This is a genomic window from Streptomyces sp. NPDC127084 (assembly GCF_042724175.1).
In the GTDB taxonomy this organism is placed as follows: Bacteria; Actinomycetota; Actinomycetes; order Streptomycetales; family Streptomycetaceae; genus Streptomyces.
Window position 1 is genome coordinate 1 of the sequence record NZ_JBHXFA010000136.1, and the last position, 19,528, is coordinate 19,528.

At 69.0% G+C, this 19,528-nt stretch carries 23 protein-coding genes; 18 read left to right on the top strand and 5 right to left on the bottom strand.

The features are described 5' to 3' along the window. Together rpsN and rpmB are read right to left on the bottom strand one after the other, a co-directional pair. Positions 1–297 (bottom strand): 30S ribosomal protein S14 (gene rpsN / locus ACFWI9_RS26185; protein WP_387165523.1); only part of this gene is annotated, 297 nt, incomplete at its 3' end. Then, complete coding sequence (gene rpmB / locus ACFWI9_RS26190) at positions 297–533, bottom strand: 50S ribosomal protein L28 (protein ID WP_387165525.1); 237 nt, start codon at positions 531–533, stop codon at positions 297–299. The genes rpmB and rpsN, both read right to left, overlap by 1 nt. Positions 534–597: 64 nt before the next feature. On the opposite strand from rpmB, the gene rpmG reads away from it, so the two are divergent. From rpmG to ACFWI9_RS26215, 5 genes are all read left to right on the top strand, one after another. After that, on the top strand, positions 598–762 hold the full coding sequence (rpmG, locus tag ACFWI9_RS26195; protein WP_387165527.1) for a 50S ribosomal protein L33: 165 nt from the start codon (positions 598–600) through the stop codon (positions 760–762). 44 nt (positions 763–806) lie between these two features. After that, positions 807–1,052: a type B 50S ribosomal protein L31 gene (locus tag ACFWI9_RS26200; RefSeq protein WP_387165529.1), complete on the top strand. Its 246-nt coding sequence runs from the start codon at positions 807–809 to the stop codon at positions 1,050–1,052. Further along, positions 1,052–2,203: a CobW family GTP-binding protein gene (locus ACFWI9_RS26205; protein ID WP_387165531.1), complete on the top strand. Its 1,152-nt coding sequence runs from the start codon at positions 1,052–1,054 to the stop codon at positions 2,201–2,203. The genes ACFWI9_RS26200 and ACFWI9_RS26205 overlap by 1 nt, the downstream gene beginning before the upstream one ends. A 61-nt stretch (positions 2,204–2,264) precedes the next feature. Then, complete coding sequence (rpsR, locus tag ACFWI9_RS26210; RefSeq protein WP_387165533.1) at positions 2,265–2,501, top strand: 30S ribosomal protein S18; 237 nt, start codon at positions 2,265–2,267, stop codon at positions 2,499–2,501. Positions 2,502–2,934: 433 nt separating this feature from the next. Then, positions 2,935–4,329: an MFS transporter gene (locus tag ACFWI9_RS26215; protein WP_387165565.1), complete on the top strand. Its 1,395-nt coding sequence runs from the start codon at positions 2,935–2,937 to the stop codon at positions 4,327–4,329. 625 nt (positions 4,330–4,954) lie between these two features. Here the strand turns inward: ACFWI9_RS26215 and ACFWI9_RS26220 are convergent. Beyond that, the gene (locus ACFWI9_RS26220; RefSeq protein ID WP_387165535.1) at positions 4,955–5,449 is read right to left on the bottom strand and encodes a PaaI family thioesterase; all 495 of its coding nucleotides are present in this window, start codon (positions 5,447–5,449) and stop codon (positions 4,955–4,957) included. 89 nt (positions 5,450–5,538) lie between these two features. Here ACFWI9_RS26220 and ACFWI9_RS26225 point away from each other — a divergent pair, with 89 nt between their 5' ends. From ACFWI9_RS26225 to ACFWI9_RS26270, 10 genes are all read left to right on the top strand, one after another. Beyond that, positions 5,539–6,006 (top strand): winged helix-turn-helix transcriptional regulator, encoded by a 468-nt coding sequence (locus tag ACFWI9_RS26225; protein WP_387165537.1) that lies wholly within the window; start codon positions 5,539–5,541, stop codon positions 6,004–6,006. A gap of 527 nt (positions 6,007–6,533) precedes the next feature. Then, positions 6,534–8,015 (top strand): AMP-binding protein, encoded by a 1,482-nt coding sequence (locus ACFWI9_RS26230; protein WP_387165539.1) that lies wholly within the window; start codon positions 6,534–6,536, stop codon positions 8,013–8,015. 3 nt (positions 8,016–8,018) lie between these two features. Beyond that, on the top strand, positions 8,019–8,285 hold the full coding sequence (locus tag ACFWI9_RS26235) for a phosphopantetheine-binding protein (RefSeq protein ID WP_387165541.1): 267 nt from the start codon (positions 8,019–8,021) through the stop codon (positions 8,283–8,285). Between the two features lie 37 nt (positions 8,286–8,322). Continuing rightward, positions 8,323–8,700 (top strand): ectoine synthase, encoded by a 378-nt coding sequence (locus ACFWI9_RS26240; protein ID WP_387165543.1) that lies wholly within the window; start codon positions 8,323–8,325, stop codon positions 8,698–8,700. 15 nt (positions 8,701–8,715) lie between these two features. Next, positions 8,716–9,852 (top strand): acyl-CoA dehydrogenase family protein, encoded by a 1,137-nt coding sequence (locus ACFWI9_RS26245; protein WP_387165567.1) that lies wholly within the window; start codon positions 8,716–8,718, stop codon positions 9,850–9,852. 10 nt (positions 9,853–9,862) lie between these two features. After that, the gene (locus tag ACFWI9_RS26250; RefSeq protein WP_387165545.1) at positions 9,863–10,549 is read left to right on the top strand and encodes a transglutaminase family protein; all 687 of its coding nucleotides are present in this window, start codon (positions 9,863–9,865) and stop codon (positions 10,547–10,549) included. A 111-nt stretch (positions 10,550–10,660) separates the two neighbouring features. Beyond that, complete coding sequence (locus tag ACFWI9_RS26255) at positions 10,661–12,025, top strand: TrpB-like pyridoxal phosphate-dependent enzyme (protein WP_387165547.1); 1,365 nt, start codon at positions 10,661–10,663, stop codon at positions 12,023–12,025. A gap of 46 nt (positions 12,026–12,071) precedes the next feature. Next, positions 12,072–13,007 (top strand): DMT family transporter, encoded by a 936-nt coding sequence (locus tag ACFWI9_RS26260; protein WP_387165549.1) that lies wholly within the window; start codon positions 12,072–12,074, stop codon positions 13,005–13,007. Between the two features lies 1 nt (position 13,008). Then, positions 13,009–13,881, top strand: a complete 873-nt coding sequence (locus ACFWI9_RS26265) for a hypothetical protein (protein ID WP_387165551.1) — start codon at positions 13,009–13,011, stop codon at positions 13,879–13,881. Further along, positions 13,818–14,876 (top strand): DUF1015 family protein, encoded by a 1,059-nt coding sequence (locus tag ACFWI9_RS26270; RefSeq protein WP_387165553.1) that lies wholly within the window; start codon positions 13,818–13,820, stop codon positions 14,874–14,876. Before ACFWI9_RS26265 ends, ACFWI9_RS26270 begins: the two co-directional genes overlap by 64 nt. 55 nt (positions 14,877–14,931) lie before the next feature. On the opposite strand, the gene ACFWI9_RS26275 is transcribed toward ACFWI9_RS26270, so the two are convergent. Continuing rightward, entirely contained in the window at positions 14,932–15,072 is a 141-nt protein-coding gene (locus ACFWI9_RS26275) for a hypothetical protein (RefSeq protein WP_387165555.1), read from the bottom strand. Next, positions 15,069–16,514 carry a xylulokinase gene (gene xylB / locus ACFWI9_RS26280; RefSeq protein ID WP_387165557.1) on the bottom strand — a complete coding sequence of 482 codons (1,446 nt, stop codon included), beginning with the start codon at positions 16,512–16,514 and terminating at the stop codon, positions 15,069–15,071. The genes ACFWI9_RS26275 and xylB overlap by 4 nt, the downstream gene beginning before the upstream one ends. 116 nt (positions 16,515–16,630) lie before the next feature. On the opposite strand from xylB, the gene xylA reads away from it, so the two are divergent. The 3 genes from xylA to ACFWI9_RS26295 form a co-directional block, all read left to right on the top strand. Continuing rightward, positions 16,631–17,797 carry a xylose isomerase gene (gene xylA / locus ACFWI9_RS26285; protein WP_387165559.1) on the top strand — a complete coding sequence of 389 codons (1,167 nt, stop codon included), beginning with the start codon at positions 16,631–16,633 and terminating at the stop codon, positions 17,795–17,797. Positions 17,798–18,005: 208 nt separating this feature from the next. Continuing rightward, a complete protein-coding gene (locus ACFWI9_RS26290) occupies positions 18,006–18,215 on the top strand; it encodes a hypothetical protein (protein ID WP_387165561.1) in 210 nt (69 codons plus the stop codon). A 593-nt stretch (positions 18,216–18,808) separates the two neighbouring features. Then, positions 18,809–19,528: cation transporter (locus ACFWI9_RS26295; RefSeq protein ID WP_387165563.1), on the top strand; the 720-nt coding region annotated here is incomplete at its 3' end.

The window sequence follows — 19,528 nt, forward strand, 5'->3', positions numbered from 1 at the left end:
CGACTTGGTCACTCCCGGCAGAAATCCCGCATGCGCCTGCTGTCGGGCCCGTACCCGGGAGAGTCCGAACTTCCGCAGGTAGCCCCGGGGGCGACCGTCCACGCTGTCGCGGTTGCGCACCCGAGTGGCGCTGGCGTCGCGCGGCTGCCGGCGCAGCTCCGCGAGCGCGGCCTCCCGTTCTGCCGCAGTGGAGGAGGGGTGGCGGATGATCTCCTTGAGCTCGGCCCGCCTGGCGGCGTAGCGCTCGACGATCCTCCTGCGCTTCTCGTTCTGCGCGATCTTGCTCCTTTTTGCCATCAGACCTTCCCTCCGCGGGCGCGGATCCGGACCACGGCGGCCTCGACGCCGATCGTGTCGATCGTCTTGATCGCCTTGGTGCTCAGCATCAGGCGGACGTAGCGGCCCTCGCTGGGCAGCCAGTAGCGCTTGCGCTGGATGTTCGGGTCGAAGCGGCGCGAGGTGCGCCGGTGCGAGTAGGAGACGGTGTTGCCGAATCCCGGCTTGGCGCCGGTCAGTTGGCAGTGGGCTGACATGGGATGCCGCCTCCCTTGCGGGGCACGTTATTGAAAATGGAAACCATTCCCATATAGTACCGGCATGGCACGCAACGAGATCCGCCCGGTCATCAAGCTCCGCTCAACGGCGGGCACCGGGTTCACCTACGTCACCCGTAAGAGCCGACGCAACGACCCCGACCGGTTGGTGCTGCGCAAGTACGACCCCGTCGTCGGCCGCCATGTCGACTTCCGCGAAGAGCGCTGACCCGAAGTCCCACCCACACTCGAATCCTCTGAAAGGTTCCTGCCGTGAAGCCCGGCATCCACCCCGCCTACGGTCCCGTCGTCTTCCGCGACTCAGCCTCCGGCACCGCTTTCCTCACCCGTTCCACGCTGACCAGCGACAAGAGCATCGACTGGGAGGACGGCAACACTTACCCGGTTGTCGACGTGGAGATCTCCTCCGCCAGCCACCCCTTCTACACGGGCACTGCTCGCGTCCTCGACACCGCCGGCCGCGTGGAGCGGTTCGAGCGCCGTTACGGAGCCCGTTGATGGTTCACGACTACCAACTCCCCGTCGTGCTCGTCGCCGGACTCCACGCCGAGGCCCGGGCCGAGGTGGTCGACCGCCTCCTGCACGCCGTTCCCGGAAGCGTGGCGCTGCACCACGACCTGGCTGGGGCGCCTGACGGCACCGTGGTCCGCCTGATCCGCGACGCCTCCGGAACCCTTTCCCGCGGTGAAGCACCGCTGGTCAACAACTGTGCATGTTGCGCACTGCGTGAGGACCTCGTCCCGGAACTGGAACGGATGGCGGACGGCGGGCTGACTCGGCTCGCCGTGGTCGAGCTGTGGGACTCGGTCGAACCGAAGGCCATGGCGGAAGTCGTTGCCGCACACGGCCGAGAACGGCTGATCCTGTCGAACGTGATCACCGCCGTAGACCCCGCGCTCGTCCTGCCCTACCTTGCCAACGGCGACGACCTGGCGGAAGCCGGTCTCGCGGCGGCCCCCACCGACCAGCGGACTGTCGGTGACACTTGGGCGCGTCAGATGGAGTACGCACCCGTCCTCGCCCTCGTCGACGGCCACGATGCAGACGACCAAGGCCACGTCCTCCTCGCACAGCTGCACCCCACCGCCCAGCGGGTACCGGCTGCATCCATCGAACTCGCCCGCGCGGCATTCGCCGGCTTCGACGTCGAGGCCGCCGCAGCCGCCCAGCACCCTGCGTGCGCGCTCCTTCCCCAGGAAGCCGACGAGACCGGTGTCAGCACGTTCGTGTGGCGGCGCAGACGGCCCTTCCATCCCGAGCGCCTCTACCTGGCACTCGAGGACCTGTGCTGCGCCGCAGCCCGCAGCCGCGGCCGGTTCTGGCTCGCCGACCGCCCCGACACACTGCTCGCCTGGGACGCGGCCGGGGGAGCGCTGTCCGTCGAGAACGCCGGTCCATGGCTGGTGTCGCTGCCGGACGCGGCCTGGGACATGGTCCCGCCCATGCGCCAGGCGTCGGCCGCGCTCGACTGGCACCCCGACCACGGCGACTGCTGCCAGCACCTCGTCTTCACCTCGCCCGGCCTCGACCGGGAGGGGCTGGAACGACTCCTCGACTCATGCCTGCTGACGGACGCGGAGTACGGGTCGGGGCGCGAAGCCTGGAAACGCCTGCCCGCCGTCTTCGACTCACTCCTCGATGCCGCCTAGCCCCCGTACGACCTGTTCACCGCCCGGCGAGGCCGTGAACGAGACGCAAGGAGACGCCGCCATGGCCCGACGCCACGACTCCCGCAAGCCCGCCAAGTCCCGGCCCAACCCGCTCGACGCGGCCGGGATCACCTACGTCGACTACAAAGACACCGAACTGTTGCGGAAGTTCATCTCCGACCGGGGAAAGATCCGCAGCCGGCGCGTCACCCGAGTGACCGCCCAGCAGCAGCGGGCCCTCGCCACCGCCATCAAGAACGCGCGTGAAGTGGCCCTCCTGCCATACTCCAGCCGCTGAGCCGACGGACCGGCACTCGCAGCCGCCAGAAATCAGGGTCATGCGCCCTGCGGACTGCCTCTGGGCCGCTCCCGGCCGCCTCACTGCCGACAGGCACCAATCAGTCCGGGAAGCCTCGGAGTTTCCCGCCTGGTAGTTGATCACTGCGGCGGGTGATCGGCACCGCCCCGAGGCAGGGCGATGCCGATCACCCTGAGCCGCTGCGGGCGCCACTGCTCGTGGATGTCCCGGTGTCCTTCGCGAGGTTACGAGGGTGAGCCCGCGTTCGCGCCGCAGTGCGCGCGGCCGTGGCCCGATGCTTTCGAGGATCTCCGCGAGCTCGGCGACCATGCGGACTTTTTGCGGCCTTCGCAAAGTCTCTGGGTCTGGCCCCTCCTCCGGGCCGAGCCTGGTCGGCAGCCGATCCCGTACCGAAGGGGAACCGTTCGTGACCATGACATCCCTGGCAGCTCCACCTGCCTCGCTGAGCAGGCGCAGGCGCTGGACGGTGCTGGCCGTCTGCGCGTTCAGCATGTTCCTGGTGGGCATGGACACCACCATCGTCAACGTTGCCCTGCCCGAGATCGGGCAGGGCCTGGGCGCGGGCACCCGCGGTCTGGAATGGGTCGTCGATGCCTACACCGTGGTCCTGGCGGGCCTCCTCATCCTCTCCGGTGCGCTCGCAGACCGCTTCGGACGCCGCCGTATCTTCCGGTGCGGACTGCTGCTCTTCGGCCTGGCCTCCCTCGCGTGCGCCCTCGTCCCCTCGCTCGGTCTGCTCGTCGCGGCCCGGGCCGTCCAGGGGGTCGGGGCCTCGATGCTGAGCCCCGTGGCCCTGGCGATCGTGGTGAACGCGATGCCCGAACCGCAAGAACGGGCCCGGGCGATCGGCGTGTGGGCATCGGTCTTCGGACTCAGCATGGCGGCCGGCCCGGTCACCGGCGGGGCGCTCATCGCCGCGTTCGGCTGGCGTGCCGTGTTCTGGATCAACGTGCCGGTCGTCCTCGCCGCCCTCGTCCTGGCCGCCATGTTCGTACCGGAGTCCCGCGCAGAGCGCCCCCGGCGACTCGACCTACCCGGCCAAGTGCTCCTCACCGTGACCCTCGTCCTGGTCGTCGGCGTCCTCATCGAAGCACCCCGCATCGGCTGGGCCTCGCCCGCGGCCTTCACCGGCTACGCCCTGATCACAACGGCGACAGCCGGGTTCGTCCGGGTCGAGCTGCGCCGGAGCGAACCCCTGGTGGACCTCGGTCTCTTCCGCCGGCCGCCCTTCACGACGGCGGTGCTCGGTGCCATGGCGGTGTTCATCGCACTGAATGTGAGCCTGCTTCTCAACACCCTCTACCTCCAGCACACCCGCGGCTGGACACCGCTCGCGAGCGGCGCCGCGACCTTGCCCATGGCGCTCGGAGCCACCCTGTGCGCGCCTTGGTCCGGCATTCTGGCGGGACGCCTCGGACCGCGGCGTCCGCTGATCCTCGCGGGCGGGTTCAACGCGGCCGGCGGTCTGTGCCTGGTCAACCTGGGCCAGGACACGAGCGTGCCGCTGATCCTCCTCGCCCACCTGCTGATCGGCGCCGGGTTCGGCTTCGCCAACGCCCCCCTCACCAACACCGCGGTCAACGGTCTGCCCCCATCACGGGCCGGCGTGGCAGGGGCAATCACCTCCACCGCGCGCCAAGTCGGTGCGGCGGTCGGCATCGCCGTCGCCGGCGGCCTGGTCGCGGGCGCCGGCCCCGCCCATCTCGCCGCCGCCTCGCATCCCGGGTGGCTGCTGGTAGCGGCCTGCGGACTGTTCCTCTTCGTCGTGGCGCGCGCCTCGCCGCCGGCGGCCGTGGGCAGCCCTTGAGGCCTCAACGAGTGGCTGTGACAAGCGGAGCGGGGTCGGAAAGTCCCCGGAAAGACCAGGCCAACGTGGCGTCAGATTCTGGTGCTGGCGTGCGGTGGCGGGTGCGGACCGGCGTCTCGTGGCATGACCTGCCGTGTGAGTGCGGTCCAGCAGACCGTCCCGCAGGTGGCAGCGCCAGGGTGCGTGAGGTCGGTTGGCCACAGCCCCCTCACCGAGCCCGGCGGGACGGGCAATCTGTCACTGGAGGTCCTCGATCGGATCGCCTCTCACGTCGATGGGTTCGTCGCCCCGTCCCCGCCTCCAGTACCTCGGCCGGGCCGCATCACCCACCACTCGGGGTGCATACACGGGCGGGTAGCCGGCGGAAAGGGGCGCCGTCCTGCGGCCCAGGGAGGAGACGTTCGATCAAGCCGGGCATCGGCGTGGAACGCATCACCGCCAATCCCGACGAGCGGGATACCGCCAGGGCCTGCGCCGTCAAGGGCCCCGAAGCAGCCGCCGTCCAGCAGGTGCCCGTCCGTCCCTGTGAGCGGGCAACACCCGATGATCCGGACTGCAGGCGGGTCTGATCACAAGCCAGGGATCATCCTGTCGCGTGTTCCCGCCCTGCGCACTGCCTCAGGGATCACCGCGGGGGGACGGGGAAGAGCAGGCAGCTGCTGGTAGCGTGCGCCAGCAACCGGTCGGCGGAGTCGAAGAGTTCGGCCTCGGCGAGAGCCATGCGGCGGCCGCTGTTGCGGACGGTGCCGACGGCACGGATCTTGCCGGTGTCGACGGTGCTCGGGCGCAGGAACTTCACATTCAGATCGACCGAGGTGTATCCCGTCCTCGCCGGGAGGGTCGACTGCACCGCGCAACCTGCTGCCGAGTCGAGCAGGGTCGCGTAGACGCCGCCGTGCATGGTGCCGATGGGGTTGTAGTGCTCCTCACCCGAGACCATTGCGAACACCGCCCGGCCGTACTCGACCTCCTCAAGAGTGAATCCCAGGGCCGCAGCAACCGGAGGGGCGGGGAGGCGACCGGCCAGCATTTCATTGAGGAAGTCGAGACCGCTCTGCTGCCCGACGGCGGCAGCGGAAACGCTCGGGTCATCCCAGCTGAACGTGCGTGACCTGCTCATGGTGCTACCTCTCGTGGCTGACTCTATTCATTGAAGCTAGCCAGACGGATATCTGGCTGTCAACACTGAAGCCAGCCTAGGATGGCCGTATGAAGTGGCTGGATACGACGACCGAGAACTGCACGATCCGGCGCACCCTCGACCTGGTCGGCGAGAAGTGGTCGCTGCTGATCCTCCGCGACGCCATGAACGGCATCCGGCGTTTCGACGAGTTCCGGCGGCATGTGGGGCTTTCCGATGCGGTCCTGGCCGACCGGCTGCGCAAGCTGGTCGTGGCCGGGATCCTGGACATCGTCCCTTACCGCGAGCCCGGCAGCCGCACCCGCCACGAGTACCGGCTCACCCGCAAGGGCTGGGACCTCTGGCCGGCAATGATCGCTCTCAAGCAATGGGGCGACCAGTACACGGCAGACTCGGACGGCCCCCCACTGGAGGTCCTGCACCGCGAGTGCGGCGAGCCGGTGCAGGCCGCCGTCGTCTGCCCTGCCGGACACGGACCGCTTGCCCCGCAGCAGGCGTACACGCGTCCCGGCGCTTCAGCGCGGCCCATGGCCTGACACCCGGGACCGCCGACGAACGGGGCGAGCTTGCCGCCTGGCTCCTCGCCGCTTGTCCTGCGAGGGCACTGGGCCCTGCAACGGGGAACGGCAGGCACTGCGCACAACCATGCGCAGCCTCGCACCCGCAAAAGCCACCGGTCATCGTCCGTTCGGCCAGGTACGGGTGCGAGAGCGTGCTCTCCGCGCTCTCCGGCATTCTCCCGCCCTCGGCGTGGTTGCACGCCAGGCAAGAGGCGCTGATCATCCTGGCGTGATCGAGGCGGGGCTCCCGCTCCTGAGGGGCACCACGATCACGGTCGACGGGACCAGGATGCAGGCTCCGTACGAGGGATCACCCGCAAGGCGTTCGACGAGTACGAGTCCTTCCGCGTCGAGGACTCGACCTGACGGACCTCGAACCGTCTCGCGCTGCCCGCGTCGCTCGACACACGTTCGAGTGCCGCCCGAGATCGCGCCGCCATGGTCGATTGGACCGGCAGACCGCCGGGACCGTCGAGCCGCGGACAGGACGGTGCGACTGCTGTATGAACTCACTGGTGAGGGCGCTGGCCCTGGCCATCCGGGACACTCCCGGGCAGCCGGCTCTCGTCTGGCACGGCACCGAGATCAGCTATGGAGACCTCGGTGAGCTGACCGACCGCTACCGCACACTGATCCGCGGGCTCGACCCGACCGAGGGGCCCGCGCTCGCCCTGGTCGCCAAGAAGTCACCCGAGGCGGTGGCCATCGTCCTGGCGGCACTGATGGAGCGCAGGCCACTGCTCCTCCCGTCCGCCGAGCTGGGCTCGACCACTCTGGACAAGCTGGTGGCCCAGGCAGGGTGCCGTCATGTGCTGACCCTGACCCCGCGTACCGGTACTGACCCGCAACCGCAGGTGCGGAGCACACCGGTGCCCGATCCCGTCGAGGTCGACCACGCCGACACCGCACTGATGCTCACCACCTCGGGGTCGACCGGCATACCGAAGATCGTGCCCCTGCCGGCGGACGCGCTGGACCGGTTCACCGACTGGGCTGCGGAACAGTTCGGTATCGACGGCAACAGCACCGTGTTCAACTACGCACCGCTCAACTTCGATCTGTGCCTGCTCGACATCTGGGCCACGCTCAAGGCCGGAGGCCGAGCCGTTCTGGTCGACCAGGACCGGGCGGCGAACCCGGTCCACCTACGGGAGTTGCTCCGCACCACACGGCCCGATGTACTCCAGGCCGTTCCCATGCTGTATCGGCTCCTGCTCGAGCCCGGGGACGAGCAGGAAGGCGGCTTCCCCGGGGTCCGGCACGTCATGGTCACCGGCGAGGCGGCCGGCTCGGCGGTGCTCGACGCACTGCCGGAGCTGTTCCCTGACGCCCGGTTCCACAACATCTACGGCTGCACCGAGACCAACGACAGCTTCCTGTACGAGATCCCCGGTACGGGAGACATATCCGATGCCGACCGGCTGCCCATCGGTCGCCCGTTGCCCGGCGTCAGTCAGCTCCTCATCACCTCGGACGGCTCCGTACTGGACGGCCCGGGAGAAGGCGAGCTCGTCGTATCCACGCCATTTCAGGCGACTGGATACCTCAACGCGCCGGAGGCGCAGAAGGCCTTTGTGCGTCGGGACGACAGTTCACGGGTCTGGTATCACACCGGTGATCTGGTGCACCGGGACGCCGATGGTGTTCTCACTCTGCTGGGACGGAATGACTTCCAGGTCAAAGTGCGTGGTGTGCGGATCAATCTGCTGGATGTCGAACACGCCCTGCTCGAGCATGAGGCCGTGGCCGAAGCCGCGGTGGTGGCGATAGCGGACCCGAGCGCGGGGAAGTCACTGCGTGCTGTCGTCCGCCGGGTCCCCGGCAGCGGCCTCGGAGGGCTTCAGCTGCGCGAGCACTGCGCGAAACGGCTGGTGCGGACCGCCATCCCGGCGCGAGTCCACATCACGGAGGACGCACTACCACGCACCGGAACGGGAAAAGTCGACCGGCAAGCAATCACTCTCGCTCTGACGACGGGAAAGTGACACATGGAAACAGCGGACGCCGTACAGCACTTCATCGTCACCGAACTCCTCGGAGACGGTGAGTTCAACGAGATCCCGCACGACTACGATCTGCTCGACAACGGGGTCATCGACAGCCTCCATCTGCTGAGGCTCATCGACTGGCTGAACCGGCACTTCGACGTGGTCATCGATTCACTCGAGATCTCCCCGGAGAACTTCCGCAGCATCGAGGACATCGCAGGTCTCATCAGCCGTTCACCCTCCAGGAGCACCCCGGCGGGTGTCTGAAGCTTGACATCGGATTCGCAAAGGAAGGGGAAATCCCGTGATCGTTCGCAGCATCGCGGAACTCGAAGCCGTTGAATGGGGTAACGGCCTGAGCCGCCGTCTGCTCACCGAGGCCGACGGCATGAGTTACAGCCTCACCGACACCGTGGTGCGGGCGGGCACCGAGTCGGCCCTGCAGTACCTCAAGCACCTGGAAGCGTGCTACTGCATCTCCGGCAGCGGACAGGTCGTCGACACCCAGGGCAACATCCACCCGATCACGCCCGGCACCATGTACGCCCTCGACGAGCACGACGCCCACTACCTCATCGCCTCACCCGACGAGGACCTCCGGCTGGTCTGCGTCTTCTCCCCGGCCCTGCGTGGTGACGAGCGGCACCAGCTCGACACGGCGGGCTTCTCCCACTACAGCTGACGGGAGTGCGACGTGGTGATCAAGTGGACACCGGAGCAGCGTGCCCTGCGCGACGATCTGCGACGGTGGCACCCCAAACTCGGTGCGGACCATCTCAGAAACGACCGGGCAGGGGTCTTCCCCGCCGACACCTGGGAGTCGGTAAGCGCATCAGGAATTCTGCGTGTGCCCTTCGAGGAGCGCTGGGGCGGTCTGGAAAAGGACCTTCTGAGCACCATGTGCGTACTGGAGGACCTCGGCCACGGCTGCCGGGACGGCGGGCTGAACTTCTCCGTCTCCACGCAAATGGTCAGCGTGGGAATTCCGGTGCAGCGATTCGGCTCCGACGATCTCAAATCCCGCGTGCTCCCGGGAATCTGCTCGGGTGCCGTGCTCGGCGCCCATGCCATCACGGAGCCTGAGGGCGGTTCCGACGCGATGCACATGCACACCACGGCCACCGCCGATGGTGACGCATACGTACTGAACGGGCGCAAGGCCTTCATCAGCAACGGCCCGGTGGCGGATGTGATCGTGGTGTACGCCAGGACCGGCGAGCCCGGCCCCTTCGGACTCACCGCATTCGTCGTCGAGCGAGGGACACCCGGCCTCACGGTCCATCCTGCGAACGAAAAGATGGGGCTGCGCAGTTCACCGTACTGCGAGCTCTCCTTCGACGACTGCCGGGTGCCGGCCGGTCATGTGATCGGAAAGCAGGGTATCGGCTTCACTGTCATGGACTACGTTCTCAAGTGGGAGATCCTGAGTTCGTTCAGTATCTCTCTCGGCGAGATGCGGCACCGTCTCGACAAGGTCACCGAATTCGCTGCGGCGCGCCGGCAGTTCGGGCAGAGTATCGGGTCCTTCCAGTCCGTCTCGAACAAGATCGTGGAAATGAAGATCGGCGTCGAGACGTCGAGGAAATGGCTGCACGACACCGCGCAGAAGTTCACCGAGGGCGAGTCCGTCACCACGGATCTGGCGATCACCAAGCTCGTCGTGAGCGAGAACAACCTCGCCTCCGCACTGGCCGCGGTGCAGATCTTCGGAGCTCGCGGCTACACGAGTGAATACGGAATCGAAGGCGATCTGCGCAATGCGGTGGGCGGCACCATCTACTCGGGAACCTCGGAGGTCCAACGTCAGCGCATAGCCAAAATGCTGGATCTGTGAGGGGGCACCCATGGAAGAGACGGAAACACAGTTCGACGAGCTGCTGAAACCGACCGAGTTCCTCGACCACCAGTCGCCCGAGGTGCGGTCGTTCGTATCGGGCGTACTGGGCGAGGGCCACACCGCCCTGACCCCGGTGGAGCGGGCTGTCAAGCTCTACTACGCCGTCCGCGACGACCTGTTCTACGAGGTCTATGGCGCCGACATGTCACGGCAGGGGCTACGGGCCAGCTCCGTCGTGCGTCGGGGCAGCGGGTTCTGTGTGCACAAGTCGATCCTCTACGCGGCGGCCGTGCGCGCCGCGGGGATCCCGAGCCGCTTGGTGTACGGGAGCGTACGGAACCATCTGGCCTCGGACCGGCTCAAGGAATTCGTCGGCGGCGATGTCTTCTACCATGCGCTGACCTCGGTGTATCTGAACGGGACATGGGTGAAGGCCACCCCCGTCTTCAACAGGACGTTGTGTCTGCTCTACAAGATCGGACCTCTGGAGTTCGACGGACTTTCCGACAGCCTGTACCACCCGCACGATCTCGAAGGCCACGCGCACATGGAATTCCTGGAGATGCACGGGGAGTTCGATGACTTTCCGTACGACACGGTGATGTCCGCTCTGCGCACCAAGCACCCCCGGATGTTCGAGACACCGGAAAAGGTCCAGGCAGGCTCCTTGGTCGCTGAGGCCACTGCCTCGTAGCCCGTACCTCAGGACGCCCATAGGCCCTGAGTACGTGCCTAGCGCGCGAAGCCCCTGCGTCGGCACACCCCTCGTACGCAGCCATCCAACCCGCAGAGTCAGAGAGGCGTCATGACCTACCCGATCAAGTACACCCTCGCCGAATCCGACATCCCCACGACCTGGTACAACCTCGCCGCCGACTTGCCGGACATCGCCCCCATCCTGGACCCGGCGACACTCACCCCGCTGGGCCCGCGCGAACTCGGCCGTTCGATGGCCGCGCCGCTCGTCGAGCAAGAGCTCAGCACCGAGCCGGAGTTCGAGATCCCCGCCGAGGTCCGGCAGCTCTACGCCCAGTATCGGCCGACCCCGCTCTACCGCGCCCGCAGGCTGGAGAAGGAACTCGGCACCCCCGCCCGTATCTACTACAAGTACGAAGGCGTGGCACCGACCGGCAGCTTCAAGCCCAACAGCGCCCTGGCCCAGGCGTACTACAACAAGCAGCAGGGCAAGACATCGCTCATCGCCGAGACCGGGGCGGGCCAGTGGGGCAGTGCCATCGCCCTCGCCGCCTCCTTCTTCGGAATGACCGCCCAGGTCTTCATGGTGAAGGTGAGCTATCAGCAGAAGCCCTACCGGCGTGCGCTGATGGAGGCCTTCGGCGCCACCTGTGTGGCCAGTCCCAGTGTCGAGACCGAGATCGGCCGGAGGATTCTCGCCGAGCGCCCCGACCACCCGGGCAGCCTCGGTGTCGCCAAGTCCGAGGCCCTCGAAGTCGCATACGCCAATCCGGAGATCGGCTACACCCGCGGCAGCGCGCTCAACCATGTCTGCGCCCATCAGACTGTGATCGGGCAGGAGGCGATCCGCCAGCTGGAGCTCGCCGAGGACTACCCGGACATCGTCGTGGGCTGCTCGGGCGGCGGCAGCAACCTCGCCGGGCTCGCGTTCCCCTTCCTGCGAGAGCGGCTGAACGGCGGCCGCCCCGTGCGGCTGATCGCGGCCGAGCCGGCCTCCTGCCCGACGCTCACCCGCGGACGTATCGCCTACGACTACGCCGACGCGGGACGGATGACACCGCTGTTCCGGATGCACACACTCGGCCATGGGTTCGTGCCGCCGCCGGTCCACGCGGGCGGGCTGCGCGCCCACAACATCGCCCCCCTCATCAGCCGGTGCGTCGAGGACGGGCTGATGGAGGCGGTGGCGCTGCGGCAGAACGAGTGCTTCGAGGCCGGTGTCCTCTTCGCCAGGGCGGAGGGAATCCTGCCGGCGCCCGAGTCCACCCATGCGATCCGTGCGACGGTCGACGAGGCGCTGCGCTGCCGCGAGCGGGGCGAATCCAAGGCGATCCTGTTCGGCCTGTCGGGCCACGGCAATTTCGATCTCACCGCCTACGACAAGTACTTCTCGGGCGCCCTGCCCGATGACGCGCTCTCCGACGAGGACTTCGAGCACGGGCTGTCGAGCATCCCCGAACTGGCCCGCGCATAGCGGCTGCGAGGCGCGGGCGAGTCCCGAACGCAAGAGAGAGGTAACCATGAACAAGGCAAATGTTCTCCGCTTTGTCCTCCTGGGCCTGATCTGGGGCGCCAGCTACACCTTCATCAAGGTGTCCCTCGACGGGCTCTCGGAGAGCCAGCTCGTGCTCGCCCGGCTGCTGCTCGGCGCGCTCGTGCTCCTCGTGGTCATCAAGGTCGCCAAGGTGCGGCTGCCATCCCCTGGCTCCGCCTGGGGGCATATCGCCGTCACGGCGGTCCTCGGCATGGTGCTGCCCTTCCTGCTGCTCGCCTGGGGTGAACAGCACACGAGCGCGGCGATGGCCGGTGTGCTGATCGGAGCGACGCCCCTGCTGACACTCGGCGCCGCGGCCTTCTTCCTGCCGACGGAGAAGGTGACCTGGCGCAAGACGGGCGGCCTGCTGCTGGGATTCGCCGGTGTGGTGCTGGTCATCTCGCCCTGGCAGAGCGCCGCGGGTTCGCTCAAGGGGCAGGTCGCCGTGATCGGCGCGGCGGCGTGCTACGCGGCGCAGACCGTCTACGTACGGCGGTTCCTCGCCCAGCGAGGACTCGCCCCGCTGGCCGCATCGGCCTCCCAGATCATCGCCGCACTGTTCCTGCAGGCCGCGGTGACCCCCGCGTTCGCCTGGGAAACGCCCTCCGTCTCCTGGAGCGTGGGGCTCAGCATCCTCGTCCTCGGCACGGTCGGCACAGGACTCGCGTATCTGCTCTACTTCCGGCTCATCGCCGATGTGGGGGCGACCACGGCCTCCGCGGTCAACTACCTTGTCCCGGTCACCGCGGTGGCCATCGGTGCCACCATCCTGGGTGAGGCCGTCACCTGGAACATGGTGGTGGGCACGGTCGTCGTCCTCGCGGCCCTGGCCTTCGCCGAGAACCGCATCACGCTGCGCCGCCGGGCGTCCGCCGCCGCAGGGGCGTCCCAACCGACGGCCCGCGCCCGTGAAGCGGTGTGAGATGACGGTGGATCTCTGGGGCCGGCGGGCCCGTATCGGCATCCTGGTGATCGACAAGGACCCGGTTCCCGAAACGGAGTTCTGGGCGATGGCGCCGCCCGGAGTCTCCGTTCACGCGGCACGGTTCGGGAGTCCGCGCCAGCCGGGCTCCGAGGACTATGGCGAGGACCCCGCCGAGCGGGTCGCGGGCTCCGCCGAATTGGCGAGAGGGCTGGACGCCCTCGGCGCCATGGAGCTCGATGCCATCTGTCTCTGCTTCACCACGAGCAGCTTCTTCGGCGGCGTGGGCTTCGATCAGCGCTTCATCGACCGGGCCACCCGGGCCGCGCACGCGGTACCGGTGACCACGGTCGCGTCCGCGATGACCGCGGCGCTGCGGGAGTCCGGGGTGACCCGTCCCTATCTGGTGGTCCCGCCCTGGTTCAAGCCCGCCATTGTCGAGGCCGGGGAGAGATACTTCGCCGACGCCGGCTTCCCGGTCGCCGGCACACACCTCTTCGACCTCGGCACCGGGTGGCGGAACATGAAGCCCTGGGAAGTGTGGGACCACGGCGGGCAGTGGCATGTGGACCCCGACGAGGTGTGCCGCCAGGTGAGGCGCACGCTCCCCGCAGATGCCGACGGAGTGCTCATGGCGGGCAGCGGATTCCGCACGCTGGCGGCGATCGGACATCTGGAGAGCGACCTGTGCATGCCCGTCATCACCTCGAACCAGGCAGGGCTCTGGGAGAGTCTGCGCATCGCGGGCATAGCGGCACCGGCGCCGCAGCAGGCGCTGGGCAGGCTCTTCTCGACGGACCGGGGGCGGCAGTGCCACCATCCCCGCCGGGAGTCGTCCTTCACCCGTTCCGCGGGGTCCACCCCGGACCACTGATCTACCCCACCACGGCGCGGCCTGCCCTGTACGTCCAGGAGCAGCGCCGCGCGGGACGGCTGATCCAGCGGGGCGTCATCGGTGCTCTGCAGCTGACAGCATCCGCAGGAGCGGTCCTTCCGCACGAGGGCGTCGTGCCCGCCCGGGTCGACTTCCAGCGACGGCTCGTCGGGGCGATGCACGGCCATGGCGAACCGCTCCTGCTCACCGTGCGCGGCGGCAGCGGCACCGAGGACGTACTCGATGCGGTGACCTCCGGTCCGCCGCAGTGGACGGCGGCGGGACCGCGGGACATCGCGCACACCTACTGGGTCATCGCTGAGACCGCACAGCAGCAGGTCGTCCAGCGGGAGTTGAGGCAGCGTCGGGCACTGGTCGCCGACGGCCACCACCGGTTCGCCGCCGCATTCCGGATCCGGGAGGAGTTCGGTGGCAGCCCGGGCCCGTGGGATCTGCTGCCCGCGCTGGTGGTGGACTCCGGGCGGTATCCCCTGCGGCTGGCCGCCATCCACCGGGGCATCGACGGCCTCGATCCCGTTGTCGCGGCGCGCAGGGCGGCTGCGGTCGCCCGGGTCACACCGCTCGGCCCGGGGCTACGCGTCCCCCGGCGCGGCGAGATTCTGCTGCTTGGGGCAGGCCGGGGCTGGGTGATAAGCGAGCCGCGCCTGGACGCCGTACGCCGTGCGCTCGCGGGCAGGCCACCCGCCTGGCAGCGACTGGACGCCGCTGTTCTGGACGAGTTGTTTATTCGTGATATCTGGGGCGTACCGGATGCTGATGCCTCGGTGCGCCATGTGCACGAGGACGACCTCGGCAGCCCGGACGAGCTCCGCACCCAGGCCTGTCCTGCCGGCGGCAGTCTCGCCCTGCTGGCCCCGCCCGCCGAGGAGGAGGTGCGCATCCTCGCCGAGAGCGGGGTGCTGATGCCGCGCAAGTCCACGTCCTTCCAGCCCAAGCCACTCGCCTGGCAGCTGTTCCACTCCTTCTCGGACTGACGGCCCCGACAGGCTCCTACGGGTGCTGCGGGCTCGGGCGGGCGGTGTATCCGGGTCACGTAGCCGTCCCGATCGCCTGACCGAGCGGTCCGTGGACGGCAGGGGCGTCCAGCACCAGCGACAGGTCGCGCCGGTGTATGTCCTGCTGGATGTGGGGCGGAGCGCCCCCGGATGCGGCGGAGGACGGCAGGGTCATGACGGGAACTCCCCGCGCAACAGTGCGTCGCCGCCGCTGAGCACGGTGCCAATCCGGTCCAGCACGTCCCGGTCCACCGGAAGCGGGTCGTACGACGGGCCGTCCGCCGTGCCCCAGCGGCGGGCGACGTCCGCGGGGTCCTCGCCGGTGAGCACTCCAGCCGCCTGGGCCGCGGCGCCCAGGGCGACGAGCTCGCGGGAGTCGGGCACCCGGACAGCCCGGCCCGACAGCCGACGCACCGTCCCGCGCCACGCGGCGCCCCGCGCGCCACCGCCGATGAGCAGCAGCGGAGCGTTCTCGTCGGCGTCCTGCGAGAGGACCTTCCCGAGCGCGTCGAGGAGGGCGTACACGGCCCCGTCGTAAGCGGCCTGCAGCAGCCTGCCCGGCGTGGTGTCGTGCCGCATCCCGTACACCAGGCCGGCAGCGTGCGGAAGTTGAGGCGTACGCTCACCGTCGAGGAACGGCAGCAGGACCTCCTTGCCACCGGGCTCCACCGCCTCCCGGTCCAGGCCCAGCAGCGCGGCGACCCGGTCGACAGCCTGCGTGCAGTTCAGCGTGCAGGAGAGCGGAAGCCATCCGCTCCGGGCGTCGGCGAAGCCTGCCACCGTCCCGGTCGGATCCGCTCGCGGATGCGACGACGTCGTGAACACGGTGCCGGACGTGCCCAGACTGAGCACCGGCTGCCCGTCGCGGAGACCGAGGCCGAGGGCTGCGGCCGCGTTGTCCCCGGTGCCCGGTGCCACGAGGGCGCCCGTCGGCAGCGGCAGCTCTGGCAGTTCGCGGACCGTCCCCGCCGCCTCGAAGGGGGCGATGACCTCGGGCAGCAGCGCGGGGGAGAGGCGCACGAGCCCGAGGACCTCCGGGTCGTAGGCTCTCGTCGACGGTGTCCACCAGCCCGTGCCCGAGGCGTCCCCGCGATCGGTGACGGCCCGGCCGGTGAGTCGCTCGGTGAGGAAGTCGTGCGGCAGCCGCACGGCGCGGACGGCCGCGGCGGCATCCGGCTCCTGCTCGCGCAGCCACATCCATTTGCTGACCGTGAAGGACGTGCCCGGCACGATGCCGGTGCGCTCGGCCCAGGTCTTCGCGCCGCCGAGACCTTCCACCAGCCGTTCGCTCTGAGCCGCGGACCGCACGTCGTTCCACAGCACGGCGGGGCGCACGGGTCGTCCCCGCCCGTCCAGGGTCACCAGTCCGTGTTGCTGTCCCGCGACGGCGAGCGCGCCCGCACGCCGGGCCGGAGCGCCGCACTGGTGCAGCGCTTCGCCGAGCGCCCGCCACCATTCCTCCGGGTCGCTCTCCCTGGCCCCGCCCTCGCCCGTGACCGTGTGCGGGGCCTGGCCGCTCGCCACGGTGCGGCCCGTAGCGACGTCGACGACCAGCACTTTCGTCGACTGGGTGGAGCTGTCGACGCCGACGACCAGTGGACCTTCCGGCACGGCCATGGATCTGCTCCGTTCGCGTCTCGTCCGCACTGTGTCATCCCCGGCGGCGCCTTCAGATACTCATTTGTCAAGGGAAATGATGAAATAGACCGGGGGCGGATGTGAGGAGACGATCGATGAGCTACCGACCGACCCCTGAGGACCGGTTCACCTTCGGCCTGTGGACCGTCGGCTGGCAGGGCAGGGACCCGTTCGGCGACGCCACCAGGAGGGCCCTCGACCCGGCCGAGAGCGTGCACCGATTGGCTGACCTCGGTGCGTACGGTGTCACCTTCCACGACGACGACCTGATTCCGTTCGGCACGGCGGAAGCAGAGCGCGAGACGCACGTGAAGCGTTTCCGGCGGGCGCTCGAGGAAACAGGACTGGTCGTCCCCATGGCGACGACCAACCTCTTCACCCACCCGGTCTTCAAGGACGGCGCCTTCACCGCGAACGACCGCGACGTACGGCGATACGCACTGCGCAAGACCATCCGCAACATCGACCTGGCCGTGGAGCTCGGCGCGCGCGTGTACGTCGCCTGGGGCGGCCGCGAGGGAGCGGAGTCCGGTGCGGCGAAGGACGTCGGCACCGCCCTGGACCGGATGAAGGAAGCGTTCGACCTGCTCGGCCAGTACGTCACCGAACAGGGCTACGAGCTTCGCTTCGCCATCGAGCCCAAGCCGAACGAGCCGCGCGGCGACATCCTGCTTCCGACTGTCGGCCACGCCCTCGCCTTCATCGAACGACTGGAGCGGCCCGAGCTGTACGGGGTGAATCCCGAAGTCGGCCACGAGCAGATGTCGGGGTTGAACTTCCCGCACGCCATCGCGCAGGCACTATGGGCCGGGAAGCTCTTCCACATCGACCTCAACGGGCAGAGCGGCGCCAAGTACGACCAGGACCTGCGCTTCGGCGCCGGTGACCTGCGGGCTGCGTTCTGGCTCGTCGACCTGCTGGAGGGCGCGAGGTGGCAGGGACCGCGCCACTTCGACTTCAAGCCGCCGCGCACGGAGGACCTCGACGGTGTGTGGGCGTCCGCCGCGGGCTGCATGCGCAACTACCTGATCCTCAAGGAGCGTGCCGCGGCCTTCCGTGCGGACCCGGAGGTGGCGGATGCCCTGCGCGCGGCACGCCTCGACGAACTCGCCCTCCCCACGGCCGAGGACGGGCTGGCCGGACTGCTCGCCGACCGCACGGCGTTCGAGGAGTTCGACGTGCCCGCTGCTGCTGCGCGGGGCATGGCCTTCGAACGCCTCGACCAGCTGGCGATGGACCATCTGCTCGCCGCCAGAGGGTGATCCGTCACCCCGGGGCGGCGGGTGTGTCCGGCGCCGGTCCGCTGTCCCTTGACGGGAGAGCCGCTGGTGCGCCTGCTCGGGCTGACCATCACCGGCCGTCCATCTCCAGTTCGCCCGGGGCCACGACACGGGGATGCCCGCACCCTCTGGGGCGCACACCCACGCCCCTGGTTCCGGGCGCACGTCGGCACGATGCCACCGGGTAGGGGTGAGCCCGTCGCCCCGGCTACGGCTGTGGTTGACCGGGGTGCTCGCCGTCAACGTCGTCGCGGCGACGGCGATCGGGGTGTTTGCGGCGATCCGGCCGTGGGACGCCTTGTTCACCGCCCTCCTTGCCGCTGAGGCGGTCGAGGTCGCGGGTCGCGGCGTTCGCCGTCAGTCAGGCCGCGGCCCTGCGCAAGCAGGTACGGGCGTCTAAGCCAAGCGCGCCCCCTCCCTGGCGGCCCACCGCATCCCACCCCCGCCCGGCCACCAGATCTGCCCCTGGAGGACGCACGCTGTGACCTCACGTCATGCGGAATCCCGATCAGGCCACGGACCGACCGGCACCAGGGTGCCGAGCACAGGCAGCAACTGCGGCGGCTCAACCGGGTCTGGCAGTGAGTCCAGATCAGACCATGCGATCCAGGCGTGCGTGTCCAGTTGGCCTGCTTGTCGTGGTGCTGGGTTGGCCGGGTGTTCTTCAGACCTGGGGTACGTGCCCCATCGCGCACGGTTGGGCGGGACCCGGCGTCGCCGCAAGCGAGCGGCGTCAATAGTCGTTCTACAGCTGTGGACCGTCAGGACCTCCTCGCGATGGCTGTTCCGGGAACGAACCGGACAGCCCGGACCGGCAATCGACTCGACTCCCTTCCCCCTACTTTCCGTAGCGGCCATCCAACCCTGCGTTCACCAGGCGGGCGCTGAGTCCTCGCGTGACACTGGTGCTGTGATCGGGTCACTGTCGCGATTCCCAGGCCTCGGGTAGGTGTCGTGGGCCGGCAGCATCCGCAGCCACGAGGAGTTGTGACCATGTCCGGTCTCCCAGGCGGCCACCAGCAGGATGAGTCGGCGGCTCCGTCCAAGGAGCGCAGCACGGCCGTGCTTGATGTGCGCGGTCTCGACTGGGCGTCGCAGCAGGGCACGGTCGAATCGGTGCTCGGTCGGCGACCCGGTGTGCTGGATGTCGAGGTCAACCCCGTGGCGCAGGCGGCCACGGTCGTCTTCGACCCGCGCCGGACCTCGCTGGCCAGGCTACGGCGGTGGGTGACCGAGTGCGGCTACCACTGCGCGGGCCAGGTCGTACCGTCCCATATCTGCGATGCCATGGCCGAACCCGATCCACCAGGGCTTCCGTCCGGTGCCCCGATAGCGGTGGTCGAACCCGGGGCTCACGCGCTCCCCGAACCGCAGCCGGAGGTTTCCGCGGCGTCGGAGGAGCCGCCCCCTGCGGACGAGGAGACGGGGCATGTCGGCCACGCCGACATGTCGATGGCGGGCATGGCCGCCGACCTGCGTAACCGCTTCCTGGTTGCCGCGCTCTTCTCCGTACCGATCGTGATCTGGTCGCCGATTGGCGAGGAGGTGTTCGGGCTGCGGGCGCCGGTGCCGTTCGGGCTGCGGCAGGACGTGTGGGCGCTGCTGCTGAGCCTTCCGGTGATCTTCTATTCGTGCGCGATCTTCTTCGGGGGTGCGCTGCGGGCCCTGCGTGCCCGGACGCTCGACATGATGGTGCTCGTCGCGGTCGCGGTC